The organism is Nocardioides antri, from assembly GCF_008373765.1.
GTDB lineage: Bacteria > Actinomycetota > Actinomycetes > Propionibacteriales > Nocardioidaceae > Nocardioides > Nocardioides antri.
This window is the reverse complement of record NZ_VUJW01000012.1, coordinates 49,371-64,610: the sequence shown is the minus strand read 5'-3', so window position 1 is coordinate 64,610 and position 15,240 is coordinate 49,371. Positions and strand designations below refer to the sequence as shown.

18 protein-coding genes and 1 other RNA gene are annotated in these 15,240 nt (G+C 71.0%); 10 read left to right on the top strand and 9 right to left on the bottom strand.

Going from position 1 to position 15,240, the window contains the following annotated elements; genetic code table 11:
- Positions 1-9 precede the first annotated feature (9 nt).
- From F0U47_RS18835 to F0U47_RS18810, 6 genes are all read right to left on the bottom strand, one after another.
- On the bottom strand, positions 10-198 hold the full coding sequence (locus F0U47_RS18835; protein WP_149752024.1) for a hypothetical protein: 189 nt from the start codon (positions 196-198) through the stop codon (positions 10-12).
- A gap of 95 nt (positions 199-293) precedes the next feature.
- A complete protein-coding gene (locus F0U47_RS18830) occupies positions 294-998 on the bottom strand; it encodes a histidine phosphatase family protein (RefSeq protein WP_149752023.1) in 705 nt (234 codons plus the stop codon).
- Complete coding sequence (locus tag F0U47_RS18825; protein ID WP_149752022.1) at positions 998-2,083, bottom strand: phosphotransferase family protein; 1,086 nt, start codon at positions 2,081-2,083, stop codon at positions 998-1,000. The genes F0U47_RS18830 and F0U47_RS18825 overlap by 1 nt, the downstream gene beginning before the upstream one ends.
- Positions 2,080-2,835 (bottom strand): SDR family oxidoreductase, encoded by a 756-nt coding sequence (locus tag F0U47_RS18820; protein ID WP_149752021.1) that lies wholly within the window; start codon positions 2,833-2,835, stop codon positions 2,080-2,082. Before F0U47_RS18820 ends, F0U47_RS18825 begins: the two co-directional genes overlap by 4 nt.
- Positions 2,832-3,626 carry an SDR family NAD(P)-dependent oxidoreductase gene (locus tag F0U47_RS18815; protein WP_149752020.1) on the bottom strand — a complete coding sequence of 265 codons (795 nt, stop codon included), beginning with the start codon at positions 3,624-3,626 and terminating at the stop codon, positions 2,832-2,834. Before F0U47_RS18815 ends, F0U47_RS18820 begins: the two co-directional genes overlap by 4 nt.
- Positions 3,623-4,885 carry an acyl-CoA dehydrogenase family protein gene (locus F0U47_RS18810; protein WP_149752019.1) on the bottom strand — a complete coding sequence of 421 codons (1,263 nt, stop codon included), beginning with the start codon at positions 4,883-4,885 and terminating at the stop codon, positions 3,623-3,625. Before F0U47_RS18810 ends, F0U47_RS18815 begins: the two co-directional genes overlap by 4 nt.
- Positions 4,886-4,924: 39 nt before the next feature.
- On the opposite strand from F0U47_RS18810, the gene F0U47_RS18805 reads away from it, so the two are divergent.
- A complete protein-coding gene (locus F0U47_RS18805) occupies positions 4,925-5,521 on the top strand; it encodes a TetR/AcrR family transcriptional regulator (RefSeq protein WP_223162828.1) in 597 nt (198 codons plus the stop codon).
- A 21-nt stretch (positions 5,522-5,542) separates the two neighbouring features.
- On the opposite strand, the gene F0U47_RS18800 is transcribed toward F0U47_RS18805, so the two are convergent.
- On the bottom strand, positions 5,543-6,184 hold the full coding sequence (locus F0U47_RS18800; protein WP_149752018.1) for a hypothetical protein: 642 nt from the start codon (positions 6,182-6,184) through the stop codon (positions 5,543-5,545).
- A 103-nt stretch (positions 6,185-6,287) separates the two neighbouring features.
- Here F0U47_RS18800 and ftsE point away from each other — a divergent pair, with 103 nt between their 5' ends.
- The 7 genes from ftsE (at position 6,288) to F0U47_RS18765 (ending at position 11,670) form a co-directional block, all read left to right on the top strand.
- Positions 6,288-6,977, top strand: a complete 690-nt coding sequence (ftsE, locus tag F0U47_RS18795; protein WP_149752017.1) for a cell division ATP-binding protein FtsE — start codon at positions 6,288-6,290, stop codon at positions 6,975-6,977.
- An 84-nt stretch (positions 6,978-7,061) separates the two neighbouring features.
- A complete protein-coding gene (ftsX, locus tag F0U47_RS18790) occupies positions 7,062-7,994 on the top strand; it encodes a permease-like cell division protein FtsX (RefSeq protein ID WP_149752016.1) in 933 nt (310 codons plus the stop codon).
- Positions 7,995-8,049: 55 nt separating this feature from the next.
- Positions 8,050-9,348, top strand: coding sequence for a M23 family metallopeptidase (locus tag F0U47_RS18785; RefSeq protein ID WP_149752015.1), 1,299 nt, complete (start codon positions 8,050-8,052; stop codon positions 9,346-9,348).
- Positions 9,349-9,390: 42 nt separating this feature from the next.
- Entirely contained in the window at positions 9,391-9,900 is a 510-nt protein-coding gene (smpB, locus tag F0U47_RS18780; RefSeq protein ID WP_149752014.1) for an SsrA-binding protein SmpB, read from the top strand.
- On the top strand, positions 9,893-10,774 hold the full coding sequence (locus tag F0U47_RS18775) for an amidohydrolase family protein (protein WP_149752013.1): 882 nt from the start codon (positions 9,893-9,895) through the stop codon (positions 10,772-10,774). Before smpB ends, F0U47_RS18775 begins: the two co-directional genes overlap by 8 nt.
- 44 nt (positions 10,775-10,818) lie before the next feature.
- Positions 10,819-11,186: a transfer-messenger RNA gene (ssrA, locus tag F0U47_RS18770) on the top strand.
- Positions 11,187-11,424: 238 nt separating this feature from the next.
- Entirely contained in the window at positions 11,425-11,670 is a 246-nt protein-coding gene (locus F0U47_RS18765; RefSeq protein ID WP_149752012.1) for a hypothetical protein, read from the top strand.
- Positions 11,671-11,697: 27 nt separating this feature from the next.
- On the opposite strand, the gene F0U47_RS18760 is transcribed toward F0U47_RS18765, so the two are convergent.
- Both F0U47_RS18760 and F0U47_RS18755 read right to left on the bottom strand, forming a co-directional pair.
- The gene (locus tag F0U47_RS18760) at positions 11,698-12,843 is read right to left on the bottom strand and encodes a hypothetical protein (RefSeq protein ID WP_149752011.1); all 1,146 of its coding nucleotides are present in this window, start codon (positions 12,841-12,843) and stop codon (positions 11,698-11,700) included.
- Between the two features lie 62 nt (positions 12,844-12,905).
- Positions 12,906-13,565 (bottom strand): SDR family oxidoreductase, encoded by a 660-nt coding sequence (locus F0U47_RS18755; protein WP_149752010.1) that lies wholly within the window; start codon positions 13,563-13,565, stop codon positions 12,906-12,908.
- Between the two features lie 82 nt (positions 13,566-13,647).
- On the opposite strand from F0U47_RS18755, the gene F0U47_RS18750 reads away from it, so the two are divergent.
- Positions 13,648-14,775, top strand: a complete 1,128-nt coding sequence (locus F0U47_RS18750; RefSeq protein ID WP_149752009.1) for a glycerophosphodiester phosphodiesterase — start codon at positions 13,648-13,650, stop codon at positions 14,773-14,775.
- A 10-nt stretch (positions 14,776-14,785) separates the two neighbouring features.
- Positions 14,786-15,202 carry an HIT family protein gene (locus F0U47_RS18745; protein WP_149752008.1) on the top strand — a complete coding sequence of 139 codons (417 nt, stop codon included), beginning with the start codon at positions 14,786-14,788 and terminating at the stop codon, positions 15,200-15,202.
- Positions 15,203-15,240: the final 38 nt, after the last annotated feature.

The window sequence follows — 15,240 nt, the reverse complement described above, 5'->3', positions numbered from 1 at the left end:
CCGACCGGATCAGTCGAGGTCGGCAGCGTCGAAGACGACCTCGGCCACCGCGAACGCGACCAGCACGGCGATCGCGCCCGCCAGGCTGCGCTGCGCGAGCAGGCCGAAGGCGATCAGGCCACCGGCGGCCCGCCAGGCGCCACGGGGAGGGATCCGGTCGTACCAGCGGCCGAGCCGATCGTGGTCGATGACGCTCATCGTTGCCTCCTATTTCGTCACTTAAATCTAGTGAATAAGTCGACAAAAGACAAGAGGCGGTGGTGCTCCGCGGCACCGCTCACCCGCGCGAGGCGTCAGCGATAGGTCAGCAGGCGGCGGTCGTGCTCGACATGGCTGTGGTCGTTGTACGACGCCAGGGTCAGCCCGCTGCGGCCGTGGATCACCTTCGTGACGGCGGTATTGACCGCGACCTTGTTGAGCTGGGTCCACAGCGACGCGTCGCCCGCGAGCAGGTGGGACACCGCGAGACCGATCGGGCCGCCGGACGTGACGACGACCGCGGTGCCCTTCTCCGGCAGGTGCGCCGCTGCCGCCAGCAGCGCCGCCTCGATCCGGCCGGCGAAGGCGGGGAAGGACTCGCGGTAGTCGTGGTCCGCCTCGCCGCCGGTCCAGCGCGCGGTGGCCTCCTCGAAGATCGCCTGGAACTTCTCCCGCGGCGCCCGGCTGCGGGCGAGGTCGGCGAGCATGACCGCGCGCGACCGGTAGAGCGGCTTGTGCACCTCGACCACGTGCTGGAAGTCGAACTCGTCCCACCCGGCGTCGACCTCGACCGGCATCGGCTTGTCGACGCCGACGTCGGCCAGCCCGGCGACGATGCCCTCGGCGGTCTCGCGGTGCCGCCGCAGCTCGCCGCGGATCACCACGTCGGGCACGACCTCGCGGACCGCGAACGCGCGACCAAGCAGCCGTGACTGCTCGTGGCCGAGCTCGGACAGCGCGTCGTAGTCGCGCTTGCCGAAGGACGCCTGGCCGTGCCGCACCAGGTAGATCAGCCTCATCAGCCCACCCGGCGGATGATCGCGCGCGCCCGGCGGTGCAGCACCCAGGAGGCGATCCAGAACTTCCGGAACCGCGGGTTCGTCGTCTGCTTGTGGTGGTAGCGGTAGTAGATCTGCTGCAGGATCACCGCCAGCCGGAACAGCCCGAAGACCTCGTAGAACGCCCACTGCTCGTCGGTGAGCTCGATGCCGGTGCGGGCGCAGTAGTAGTCGACGGCCTCCTTGCGGGTGAGCATCCCCGGCAGGTCCGTCGGCTGCATCCGGAACATCTGGTACATCCGGTCGTCGTCGGCCTGCACCCAGTAGGACATGACGGCACCGAGGTCCATCAGCGGGTCGCCGAGGGTGGCCATCTCCCAGTCGAGGAGCGCGATCGGCTTCGTCGGGTCGTCGGCGTCGAGGACGACGTTGTCGAACCGGAAGTCGTTGTGGATCAGGCAGGTACGACGGTCGGCGGGCTGGTGCTCGTCCAACCACTGCATCGTCCGCTCCCAGGAGGGGACGTTCCAGGTCTTCGACTTCCGGAACCGTGCCGACCAGCCGCCCACCTGGCGTGCGACGTAGCCTTCGCCCTTGCCGAGCGACTCGAGGCCGGCCGCGGTCGGGTCGACGGAGTGCAGATCGACGAGCAGGTCGAGGACGTTGGTGCACAGCTCGCGCACCCGCTCGGTCGGCAGGTCCACGCCGAGGTCGCGCCGCGGGATGTGCCCGGGGACGCGGTCCATGACGTAGAACTCCGACCCGATCACCGACGGGTCGTCGCAGTAGCCGACCATCGTCGCGACGTACGGGAAGACCGGCGCGAGGGCCGCCTGGATCCGGTGCTCGCGGCCCATGTCGTGCGCGCCCTTGGCCTTCGTGCCGGCGGGCGGTCGCCGCAGGATCAGGTCCCGGGTCCCGCCGTCGTCCTGCGCGACCCGCAGCAGGTAGGTCAGGTTCGAGGCGCCACCACTGAACTGGCGGACCTCGGCGATCCGGCCAGGGGCCCCGTCGAGATGGTCCTGCAGCCACGCCTCGACGGCGTCGACGTCGAACGCGTCCTCGTCGCGGACGGCCTGCGACCCGGCTACGTCGGCCCCTGTCACATGAGCCTCCGCACGACGGGCATGGGCAGGTTCCTCAGGGCGAAGCCGAGCGGCACCCACGGCCACGACGGCACGAGCGCCTTCTCCTTCCGCTTCTCGATCGCGTCGACCATCGCCTTCACGCCGGTCTCGGTGTCGACCATGAACTTCGTCCGCTGCGCGACCTTCTCGTTCATCTCGGACCGGATGTAGCCGGGGTAGATGATCGAGACGTCGATGCCCTTGGCCTTGACGTTCTCGTTGATCAGGCCTTCGGCGAGCGCGGCGACGCCGGCCTTGGTGGCGGCGTACGTCGTGATCGTCTTGCGCATGCCGCGCATGGCGGAGACCGACGAGATCATCACCAGGTGGCCGCTGCGCTGGGCGCGGAAGATCTCCATCGCCGCCTCGGTCTGGGCGAGCGCGGCGACGAAGTTGGTCATCGCGGTGGCCTTGTTGGCGTCGTAGCGGCCGGTGCCGAGGGGCGCGCCCTTGCCCAGGCCGGCGTTGATGATCACTCGGTCGAGGGTGCCGAACTCGGAGGCGAACTCCTTGAACACCGCGAACACCGCGTCGTCGTCGTTGACGTCGAGCGCCTTGACCGCGACCGTGCGGTCGGGGTGTGCCGCCGCGATCTCCGACCGGAGCGCCTCGAGCCGCTCGGTGCGCCGCGCGCACAGCGCGAGGTCGTAGCCGAGGGCCGCGAACTGCCGCGACATCTCCTCGCCCAGGCCCGAGCTGGCGCCGGTGATCAGGATCGTTCCCTTGCTCATGCTTTCTCCTCTGTCATGGCGAAGATCCGGGCAGCGAATCCGCGCTGCTGGCGGTCGTAGAGCGGGCGCATCGTCCGCTTGGTGAGGACGGCGATCCGCGCCGTCCGGTCGGGCACGATCACCATCTGCCTCTTGTCCATGCCGGCCATCACGGCAGTCGCGATCTGCGCGGCGGTGTAGGGCGACTTCTCGATCAGCCGCGCCGCGATCTTGTTGGCGGCCGTGTCGCTGCCGCTGATCGAGGACGCGAGCGGAGTGCGCACGAAGCCGGGGCACACCGCCGAGACGACGATGCCGAACGGGTCGAGCTCGTAGGAGAGCGTCTCACTCAGGGCGACGACGCCCGCCTTCACTGCGGTGTAGGACCCCATCGCCGGCGGGTGGACCAGGCCGGCGAGCGACGCGGTGTTGACGATGTGGCCGCTGCGCTGGGCCTTCATCATCGGGACGAAGGTGCGGCAGCCGCGGACCACGCCGAGCAGGTTGATGTCGATCACCCGCTGCCACTCGTCGATCCCGACCACGTCGATCCGGCCGCCGGCCGCGATGCCGGCGTTGTTGACCAGCACGTCGAGGCGGCCCCACCGCTCCTCGACCCAGGCGAGCGCCGCGGCCCAGTCGCGGTCGGACGTCACGTCCAGCTCGATCTGCTCGGCGCCGGCGACGAGCTCCGGGTCGACCGGAGGCTGCAGGTCGGCGATCACCACCTCGTCCCCGCGCTTCAGGAGCTCGGCCACGAAGGCGGCGCCCAGCCCGGACGCGCCTCCGGTGACCAGGACTCGTCGGCTCACCGCGAGACGCCGTACTTCATCAGCTCGAGGCGGGCGATGAGCCCGAGGTGCACCTCGTCCGGCCCGTCGGCGAACCGCAGCGACCGGGCGCCGGTCCACGCCGCGGCGAGCGGGAAGTCGTCGGTGAGCCCGCCACCGCCGTGGATCTGCATTGCGAAGTCGATGATGTCGAGGGCCATCTTCGGCGCGGCGACCTTGATCTGCGAGACCTCGCTGATCGCGTTCATCGGGCCGCCGACGTCGAGCTTCCAGGCGGCGTTGAGGACGAGCAGCCGGGTGGACTCGATGGCGATCCGGGCCTGGGCGATGCGCTCGCGGTTGCCGCCGAGGTTGACCAGCGGCTTGCCGAACGCGACCCGGTCGGTGCCGCGCTGACAGGCCAGCTCGAGCGCCTTCTCGGCCAGGCCGATCAGCCGCATGCAGTGGTGGACGCGGCCCGGGCCGAGCCGGCCCTGGGCGATCGCGAACGCCTCGCCCGGGCCGGACACGAAGTTCTCCACCGGCACCCGGACGTCGGTCAGCGACACCTCGCCGTGCCCGTGCGGCTCGTCGAAGTAGCCCATCGTGGAGAGCATCCGCTCGACCTTCACTCCCGGGGTGTCCCGCGGCACCAGCACCATCGAGTGCCGGTGGTGACGGTCGGCCTCCGGGTCGGTCAGACCCATGACGATGAAGATCTCGCAGTCGGGGTGACCGACGCCGGTCGAGAACCACTTGCGGCCGTTGAGGACGATCTCGTCACCGTCGACGACGGCGCTGAGCTCCATGTTGGTGGCGTCGGAGGACGCGACCCCGGGCTCGGTCATCAGGAACGCGCTCCGGATCCGGCCGTCGAGCAGCGGGTCGAGCCACTGGTCCTTCTGCTCCTGTGAGCCGTACTTGAGGAGGACCTCCATGTTGCCGGTGTCGGGTGCGTTGCAGTTGAGGACGTACGGCGAGATGAACGACCGCCCCATCAGCTCGGCGATCGGCGCGTAGTCGACGTTGGACAGGCCGGCGCCGCCGAGCGTGCCGTACTTCTCGGCGTACGGCCCCTCGTGGCCGGCCGGGAGGAAGAGGTTCCACAGGCCGCGCTCGCGCGCCTTGTCCTGCAGCTCCTTCATGACGGGGAGCTCCTGCCACTGCTCGCCCCCGCCCGCCTCGCGACGGTGCTTGATCTCCTGGTGGTAGGCCACCTCGACCGGCTCGACCTCGGTCTCGAGGAAGTCCTTGACGAGCGCCGTCAGCTCGGCCGCGCGAGGGGAGGGTGCGAAGTCCATGGGTTGACCCTCGCACACTATTGAGCGATGCTCAATAGCGTGAATGCGGATCACACGGCCCCGGGAACGGCGAAGGCCCGCACCCGGCTGAGCCCCGAGGAGCGCCGTCGCCAGCTCCTCGGCATCGGCCTCCGGATGCTCGTCGAGAAGCCGATCCAGGACCTGTCGCTCGACGTGGTCGCCGCCGAGGCCGGCATCTCGCGGGGCCTGCTCTTCCACTACTTCCCGACCAAGACCGACTACTACGACGCGGTCGTCGGCGCCGCGCTGCGCCGCGTCCTCCGCAACATCTCGCCCGACCCCGGCGTCGCCCCCGAGGTCGCGCTCCGCCAGTTCGTCGAGCGCTTCTACGCCCAGGTCGAGCGCCGCCGCGAGTTCTACTTCGCGCTGGTCTTCGGCAGCGGGGTCATCTCGCTCGGGGGAGAGGGCGTCGAGTCGCACCGGATGACCGTCGCCCGCCGCGTCGTCGACGCCCTGGGACTGGACCAGAGCTCCGTTCCGGTCGTGCACGGGTGGGCGGCGTACGTCGAGGACCGCGCGCTCCTGTGGTCCGGGACCCCGGTCGCCGACCGAGCGCCGCTCGCCGACGAGGTCGACCACTGCTGCCGGGCCGTCCGCATGCTCCTCGCGACGTAGGCCGCGCAGGGCGGGGAGGGCTCAGTCGCTGATCGCGGCGGCCTCGGCGACGGCGACGCACCAGCGGCCGGCGCGGTCGAGCAGCTCCTGCTCGGCGAGGGCTGCCGGTGCGGCCAGGCTGCAGGCGAGCCAGGCGTCACCGAACAGGCCGCGGAACGACACCCAGCGGCGACTCCCGGCGGGACAGACCAGGGCGACGCTGGGCTCGCCGTACGCCGGCGCGCCGGCCGGCCGCGTGCACGACCTCCGGGACGCGGCCTCGTCCGCCAGGGCCTGCGCCCGCGACCTGGTGACCGGCGGCGCGAAGAGCCAGGCCCGGACCACTGCACCCCTGTCGCCCGCGACGTGGCAGCCGTACTCGTGCGCGACGTCGCGGACGCCCGGAGCCAGGTCCGCTGCCTCACCGTTGGCGTAGGTCGTCGTGGTGGCGGCGTCGCCGTCGAGCGCCTCGGCCAGCGCCTCCTCGGGGATCCGGTCGCAGAAGGGACCGCGGCTCAGCGTGACCGTCGAGGTGTCGTAGTCGTCCAGCGCCGTACCCGTGTAGGCCGGGGGAGGGGGCGGCGCCGTGGCCGGGGCGTCTTCGCGCAGCACCAGGACCCCCGCCGCGACCGGAAGAGCGGTCAGCACGACGGCGAAGGACAACCATCGAAGGGACCCCGGCACCCGGTCACGATAGACCGCGGCCGGAGGGCGGCGACGGCGTACCCGACGCTCCGACCCGCGGGCGTCCGATCGCCGATTGGGGGTCTCGCGTAGCCTCTGGTCAGTGATTCGCTTCGAGAAGGTCACCAAGAACTACCCCGGCCCCGGCAAACCGGCGCTCGACCAGGTGACGGTCGACATCGACAAGGGCGAGTTCGTCTACCTCGTCGGTCAGTCCGGTTCCGGCAAATCGACCGCGCTGCGGCTCGTGCTGCGCGAGCTGCGGCCGACCAGCGGCCGCGTCTACGTCGCCGGCAAGGAGATCAACCGAATGGCCGGTTGGAAGGTGCCCCGGCTGCGCCGGCAGGTCGGCACCGTCTTCCAGGACTTCCGGCTGCTGCCCAACAAGACCGTCACCGAGAACGTCGCGTTCGCGCTCCAGGTGATCGGCAAGTCCCGGCGCGAGATCAACAAGGTGGTGCCCGAGACCCTCGAGGTCGTCGGCCTCAAGGACAAGGCCACCCGGATGCCCGACGAGCTCTCCGGTGGTGAGCAGCAGCGCGTGGCGATCGCCCGCGCGTTCGTCAACCGGCCGATGATCCTGATCGCCGACGAGCCGACCGGAAACCTCGACCCGCAGACGTCGGTCGGGATCATGAACCTGCTCGAGGAGATCAACCAGCGGGGCACGACCGTCGTGATGGCCACCCACGACCACGGTCTCGTCGACCAGTTCCGCAAGCGCGTGGTCGAGCTCGACCACGGAAGAGTCGTCCGCGACGAGGCGGCCGGCAGCTACGGCTTCCAGCACTAGCCCGTCGGCCAGTCCCCGACCGCACCGCGCCCTTCCCGCCCCGGCCCGCTTCCCGCCCGGACCACCAGGAGAGCCCACCCCACCATGCAGCTCCGCTACGTCTTCACCGAGCTCCGCTCCGGCCTGCGTCGCAACCTGTCGATGCACCTGGCCGTGGTGCTCACCCTCTTCGTCTCCCTGACTCTCGCCGGCTGCGGCCTGCTCCTGCAGCGACAGGCCGACAAGACCGCCGAGACGCTGGGCAACGAGCTCCAGATCCTGGTGAACCTCTGCGTCGCCGACGACCCGTCCGAGAGCCCCAACTGCAGCGCGGGCGAGGTGACGAAGCCGCAGCTCCAGGAGATCGAGCGCGCGCTCAACGACAGCCCCGAGGTCGACTCGTTCGAGTTCCAGACCAAGGAGGAGGGCTACGAGAAGGCGAAGGAGATCTACTCGCCCGAGGTCTTCGAGGGCTCCGACCCGGTGATCACGGTCGATGACTGGCCGGCCCAGTACTGGGTGACGCTCAAGGACCCGAAGGAGGCAGACGGCGTGATCAGCGCCGTCAGTGGCCTCGACGGCGTGAGCGGCATCAAGGACCAGCGCGAGGCGCTGAGCCAGATCTTCGGGATCATGACGGCCTTGAAGTACGGCTCCTGGGTCGGCGCCGGCTTCCTGCTGTTCGCCGCGTTGCTGCTCGTCGCCAACACGATCCGACTCGCGGCGATGGCCCGACGCCGCGAGATCGGCATCATGCGGCTGGTCGGCGCCTCGACGCTGTACATCGCGCTGCCGTTCCTCCTCGAGGCGCTGGTGACCGCTGCGATCGGCGTCGGCCTGACGGCGGGGGCGCTGGCGGCGTTCATGCACTGGGGCATCGGCGGCCTCGAGGGGACCATCCAGTTCCTGCCGTGGATCGACTGGACCGACTACGTCGAGTCGCTGATCGGGCTGGTCCCACCGGGCATCGCGCTCATCGGCCCAGCGCTGACGCTGATCCCGACACTCCTGCTGACCCGCAAATACATCAAAGTCTGACCGGGCGCGGATACGGTCGAGGCGGTCACTTCCCCGATCAAGATTGGCTGTACCTGTGCGCTCCTTCCCCAGCGCCCCGTCCGACTCTCCTGCCCGTCCCACGTCCAGTCCCTCCCGAAGCCAGCGCGTCGCCGCGCTGGTCGTCGCCGCCGTCGCGGTGGGGAGCTTCGCGGCGCCGTTCGCGAACGCCGAGGGCGAGGATGACCTGCGGGACAAGCAGGCCGAGGTCGAGGACAAGATCGACGAGGTCCGCGACGACCTGCACGAGGCCAGTCGTGCGGTCGCCCGCACCACCCGCCGCCTCGACCGTGCCAACGCGCGGCTCGGTGACGCGCGGACACGCCTGCAGCGGCTGCGCTCCGACCTCTGGGACGCACGGGCGGAGCGGGAGCGACTGGCCCGCCGCCTGGTGCGCGCCGAAGACCGGCTCGACCGGGTCGCCGCGTCGCTGCGCGCCGCCCGCGCGGAGGTCGCCGAGCAGCGCGCGTCGCTGCGCGGCACCGTGATCGGGCTGGAGACGCAGGGCAACCCCGAGCTCGCCGTCGTCGACGCGCTGACCTCGTCGGGCTCGATCGAGGAGCTCCTCATCGCCGACACCGCGGGGACGATGGTCCTCGGCCGCGAGAACCAGGCCCTTGAGAGCTACGAGGCCGCCGAGGACGCGCTCGCGGACTGGAAGGACGACGTCCGCGACGCGCGTGACGCCGTGGCCGAGCAGAAGGAGGCCGCGCGGCTGAACCTGCTCACCATCCGCACCCTCTTCGGCGACGCCCGTGACACCCGTGCCCAGGTCTCCCGACTGGTCGAGCGCTCGCGGACCGCACGCAAGGCAGCCGTCCGCGCCCGCGAGCACGACAAGGCCGCCCTGAAGCGGCTCAAGGATCGCGAGGCACGGATCCGCCGCGAGATCCTCCGGCTCGCGAACCAGAACCCCGGTCCGACGTACAAGGGGAGCACGAACGGGCTCCTCCACGTCCCGGTGGTGGGTCCGGTGACCTCGCCGTACGGCTGGCGCACGCACCCGATCTACGGCTACTGGGGCCTGCACGACGGCACCGACTTCGGTGCCGGCTGCGGCTCGGCCCTGTGGGCGGGGAAGTCCGGGACCGTCATCAACACCTACTACGACGAGGTCTACGGCAACCGGCTGTACCTCTCGGTCGGCTCGGTCAACGGAGCCAACCTCACGCTCGTCTACAACCACCTCTCGAGCTACAACGTCTCCGAGGGTTCCCGGGTGGGCCGTGGCGACGTCGTGGGCTACGTCGGGTCGACGGGCTGGTCCACCGGCTGCCACCTGCACTTCACGGTGCTGCGCAACGGCTCGCCGGTCGATCCGATGAACTACCTGTAGGGCGTAGCCAAACCCGTTGACCCAGCCTGGGAGAATGGCCGAATGGCTGGGAAGTCCGGGAAGACCGGTGCGAAGGACGCAGGCGAGCAGCGCAAGCTCGTCGCGTCCAACAAGAAGGCGCGCCACGACTACCACGTCGAGGACGTCTTCGAGGCCGGCCTGGTCCTCCAGGGCACCGAGGTGAAGTCGCTGCGGCTCGGACGGGCCAACCTGACCGACGGCTTCGTCGACATCGACGGCGGCGAGGCCTGGCTGCACGGCGTGCACATCCCGGAGTACGCCCAGGGCACCTGGACCAACCACGCCGCGCGCCGCAAGCGCAAGCTCCTGCTCCACCGCGCCGAGATCGAGAAGATCGAGCGGAAGGTCAGCGAGAAGGGGCACACCGTCATCCCGCTGTCGCTCTACTTCGTGAAGGGCCGCGCAAAGGTCGAGATCGGCCTCGCGAAGGGCAAGAAGTCCTGGGACAAGCGGCAGTCCATCGCCGCCCGCGAGTTCGACCGCGAGAAGCAGCAGGAGCTGGGGCGACGGCTCAAGGGCCTGAGTGACTGACGCCGAGGCCGGGTGGGTCCGGGCGTTCTGGCAGGACCTCGGCCTGCCCGGGCTGATCGACCTCCACGTCCACTTCCTGCCGCCGCCGATCGAGCGCGCCGTCTGGCGCGAGTTCGACACCGGCGGCGCCAAGATCGGGCGGCCATGGCCGATCCGCTACCGGCAGTCGCAGGAGGAGCGGGCCGCGCTGCTGCGCGACTTCGGCGTCCGGTGCTACCCGACCCTTCCCTACGCCCACAAGCCCGGGGTGGCGTCGTACCTCAACGAGTGGTCGCGTGCCTTCGCCGCCGACGTGCCCGAGGCGCTGTGGACCGCCACGTTCTACCCGGAGCCCGAGGCGCCGGCGTACGTCGAGGACCTGGTCGCCGACGGCGTCCGGGTCTTCAAGATCCACCTGCAGGTGGGGGAGTTCCACCTCGATGACCCGTTGCTCGACCCGGTGTGGAAGACCCTCGAGAGTGCCGGGACGCCGGTCGTCGTGCACGCCGGCTCCGGCCCCGTCGGCAACGAGTTCACCGGTCCCGCGTCGACGGCGCGGCTGCTGGCCCGGTTCCCGCGGCTGGTGCTGGTCGTCGCGCACATGGGCACCCCGGAGGCCGAGGCGTTCCTCGAGCTGGCCGAGCAGTACGACGGCGTCCACCTCGACACCTCGATGGCGTTCACCGACTTCTTCGCCGAGCGCCACGTCTATCCGCGGGAGCTGCTCCCGCGGCTCGCGGCGCTCCAGGGGCGGGTGGTGTACGGCTCGGACTTTCCCACGCTGCCGTTCGCCTACGTCGACCAGCTCGGGTGGCTCGCTGGCCTGGGCCTCGGCGACGACTGGCTGCGGGCGGTGTGCTGGGGCAACGCGGCGCGGCTGCTGGGAATCCCGTGAGCGTTCTGTCGGTTGGAACCGTAAGATGGACACATAACTCAAGAGGGGCTGATCGGTTTCGACTTGGGACGTTAGTTCCAGGGGAAGCGGGTCGAGGAGCCAGCGTCATCTCGTAAACGATCGCTGGAAACCAATAACTGCCAACAACAAGCAGTCCTTCGCTCTCGCCGCCTGAGCGGTGATCGAAGCGTCAGACAGGGCATCCGTCTCCGTCCCTGATCCTGGCGTCGACTAGGAGACTTGCTGGCCAGACCCCCGTCGGGAGGGTCGGCCGGGACTCTTTCCCGACTAGGCCTGTCGGCGACGTGTCAGTGCGAGCGCCGGGGCCGATAAAACGACATCACTGACTGCACCCGGAGAAGACCTGGTTCGACGCTCGAGGACGCGGGTTCGATTCCCGCCAGCTCCACATGACGCATCGGCGGCGCCTTGCGGCGCCGCCGTTGTCTTTTTTGGGGCGTGCGGTGGGGCGTGGAATACCCGGTCGACCGGGTATTCCACGGGTTGTCGGCCACTGCAGAGGCGGACAACCCGCGGGAGAGGCGGACAACCCGCGGGAGAGGAGGACAACCCGCGGGAGAGGCGGACAACCCGCGGGAGAGGCGGACAACCCCGGCACCCACCGCACCTAGCCGTGGCACGATCGCCTCATGGAGCCGGTTGTCGACCTCGTGCCCAAGGTGAAGGGCAGTCTCGCGATGGGGGCGTCGGCGTACGGCGCCTCGGCCGTCGGTGCTGCCGCGCTCGGCGCTCTGGCCATCGGAGCCGTCGCCGTGGGGGCGGTGGCGATCGGTCGGCTCGCCCTCGGCGAGGGCCGGATCAAGAGGCTCGTGATCGACGAGCTCGAGGTCAAGGTGCTCCGGGTCGGCTCGTTCGAGCAGCTTGCAGAGGACTAGAGCCAGCCCCAGACGGCGGCCAACAGATCATCCCGCGCCCTCGAGGTCGGGCCAGTGCGCGATCCACGCCTGGCTGCCGTCTCCGCCATCAGCGACGAGGAGCACCGCGGCGTCGGAGGAGGCAACAGCCAATGCCCCGTCGCCTGCCGGCGCTGCCGGGAGCTCCACCCGCGACCACGTCGTGCCGTCGACGGAGCCCCACAGCTCGGACACCGCGCCGTCGGTCACCGTGGTCAGCACCCCGCCCGGCCCGCTGGTCGCGCTCGTGACCGCCGGCGCGCCGGGCGCCTCCGGGTCGGCCCCGCCGAAGGCCCCGGCACGGTGCCAGCCGGCGCCGTCGCGCACCCAGCTCCCGAACCCGGGACCGCGCACCCCGACGGCCACGACCGAGCCCTCGAGCAGGACGGCCCGGTAGAGGTCGTCGTACTCGGCGGTGTCCGGCACCGGCTCCCGCACCCAGTCGCGGCCGTTCGTCGAACGCCACGCCACCGGCACCCGGTCGAGGGCGTCCTCGCCGGTGCTACCGCCGACGATCGTCCATCCCGACCCGTCCCACACCGCGCCGCGTGCCAACGGTGCGTCGGAGCCGTCACCGACCAGCCCCGGCGCGCGCTCGACCAGGTGGAAGCGGCGCGGGGAGACAGCGACCCAGGCCGCCGGGCCGGTCCGCCGGTTGCCGGTGATCAGCCACCCGTCGTCCCCCGACGTCACCGGCCCGACGTTGACGGCCGACGGGCCGCCGTACTGCTCGAAGGGAGCGGCCACGTCGACCCACACGCCGCGACCCTCGGGCCGGAAGGTCACGACCCGCGGGTTGCCGTGCGCGCCCCCGGACATCGCCCCGACCGCGACCGGGACCGTCCCGCGGCACGCGACGGTGGCGAGCACAGCGCGGCCGCCCCAGTACGTCGACGTCGGGAAGCGGACCTCCCCCCAGGACCGGCCGTCGGGGGACGTCCACGCCGCCGGCCGGCTCGCACCGCCCGGACCGAGGAGCCCGCCCACGACGACCCACCGGTCGCCGCACCATGCCGCATCGCGCACGGCGACCCTTCGGCCGCGGGGTGCCTCCGGCAGCGCGACCTCCCTCCACTCGACGCGCACCTCGGACACGGCCGGTGTCGCCGGGGGTCCGTCGTCGGATGAGTCACCGCTGCAGGCGGTCATCCCCACGGCGAGCACGATCGCTGCCAGCGTGGCGGAGCCCGGTGGCCTCGATCCCGGGAGCACAGCCCCTAGCCCGCGGCGGCCTGCGCAACGGCGTCACGCACGGGTACGTCGCCGGCCACCAGGTTCCATTGGTGCCCCACCGAGGAAGCGTCCTCCTGCACGGCCGCGAGGACTGCTGCGACGTCGGCGCGCGGGACCGGCGCCCGATCCACGTCCGATCCGAGCGCCACCCGTCCGGTCGGCGGGTCGTCGGTGAGCAGTCCCGGTCGGACGATCGTCCAGTCGAGGTCGGACGCTCGCAGCGCCGCGTCGGCGTCGCGCTTGGCCTCGACGTAGGCCCTCCAGACGTCGCCCGAGTCCGCGGGGACCGGTTTGTCGACATCGATCGCCGACACCTGCACGAACCGCCGGATCCCGGCGAGGCGCGCGCCCTCGACGGACTTCAACGACCCCTCGAGGTCGACGGTTCGCTTGCGCTCCTTGTTGCCGTCCGGTCCGCCACCCGCCGCGAAGACCACGGCGTCGCACCCGTCGAACGCCCGGGCGAACGCGGGCGCCTCGTCCTGCTCGATGTCGAGCAGCCGCACCTCTGCTCCGGCGTCCTCGAGGTCGCTGCGGTAGTGCTCGTTGCGCACCAGCGCGACCGGCGCGTGACCGGCCGTGACGAGGAGCGGGTGGAGCAGGCGGGCTATCTGTCCGTGGCCACCGACGATCGCGACGCGCATGTCACCAACGTACGTGCCTCAGGGCGATCAGCGTTCACCGTGCGCTCAGCCGGCCGCCACCTCCGGCTGGTCAGGTGACGCCATGACCTCTCGGTTCCCACTCCCGTCCCGGTGTGCCCTCGTGGCCGCCTCCGCCCTGGCTGCGCTGGCGATCACGCCCGTGACCGCCCCTGCCGACGCCGCGCGCCCGGTCGAGCAGGTCGACGACCCGCTGGTCCTCGGGCACCGCGGCGCGTCCGCCTACCGCCCCGAGCACACGCTGGCCGCTTACGAGCTCGCCGTCGCCCAGGGCGCGGACTACGTCGAGCCCGACCTCGTCCCGACCAAGGACGGCGTCCTGGTGGCCCGCCACGAGAACGAGATCAGCGGCACCACCGACGTCGAGCAGCACCCCGAGTTCGCCGACCGCAGGACCACCAAGACCATCGACGGCCGGCCGGTCACCGGCTGGTTCACCGAGGACTTCACCCTCGCGGAGCTGAAGACGCTGCGAGCGGAGGAGCGCATCCCCGCGGTGCGGCCGGGCAACACCGCCTACAACGGCCTGTACGAGGTGCCCACCCTCGAGGAGGTGATCGGGCTCGTCGAGGAGCTCGAGGCCGAGACCGGTCGCGAGATCGGGATCGCCCCGGAGACCAAGCACCCCACCTACTTCGACTCGATCGGCCTCTCGATGGAGGAGCCGCTCGCGGAGGCCCTCGAGGCGCACGACCTCGACGACGCCGACGACGCGGCCGTCGTCCAGTCCTTCGAGATCAGCAACCTGCAGGACCTCGACGCGATGGTCGACACCCCGCTCGCGCAGCTGCTCGACGGGTCGGGCACGGCGCCGTACGACCAGGTCGCGGCCGGCACCGGCGTCACCTACGACTCGATGCTGACGAAGAAGGGTGTCAAGGAGATCGCGAGGTACGCCGACTGGCTGGCGCCGTACAAGCTCTGGGTCGTCCCGCGGACCGCGGCCAACGAGCTGGGCACGCCCTCCAACGTCGTCGGGCTGGCGCACCGGGCGGGTCTGTCGGTGGTGGTCTGGACGATGCGGGCGGAGAACCAGTACCTCCCGGTCGAGTGCCGGGTCGGCACCGACCCCAACGCGATCGGCGACCTCGGGTGCGAGGTCTCGGCGTACCTCGACGCCGGCGTGGACGCGTTCTTCACCGACCACCCGGACCTGGGCGTCGCCGCCCGCGACGCCTGGACCGCGGGCTAGCCTCTCGATCATGGCCGGGTGTGTCTTCTGCGAGATCGTCGCGGGGGACACCCCGGCCGACGTCGTGCTCGACGAGCCGGACCTGATGGCCTTCCTGGACCGCCGCCCGGTCTTCAAGGGCCACGTCCTGCTGGTGCCCCGGACCCACGTCGAGACGCTGCCGGACCTGCCGGCCGACCTGCGGGACGGCTTCCTCGCGGCCGCCCAGCGGCTGGCCTCGGCGGTGGTCGACGGGCTCGGGGCGCAGGGCAGCTTCGTCGCCATGAACAACGTGGTCAGCCAGTCGGTGCCCCACCTGCACTGCCACGTCGTGCCCCGCACGAAGGGCGACGGCCTGCGCGGGTTCTTCTGGCCGCGGACGAAGTACCGCGAGGGCGAGGCCGCGGACTACGCCGATCTCCTGCGGCGGACCCTCGGGTCGGGGTGACCCGTTCTGGCCGTAGGCTGTCGAGCCGCCAGACGCGA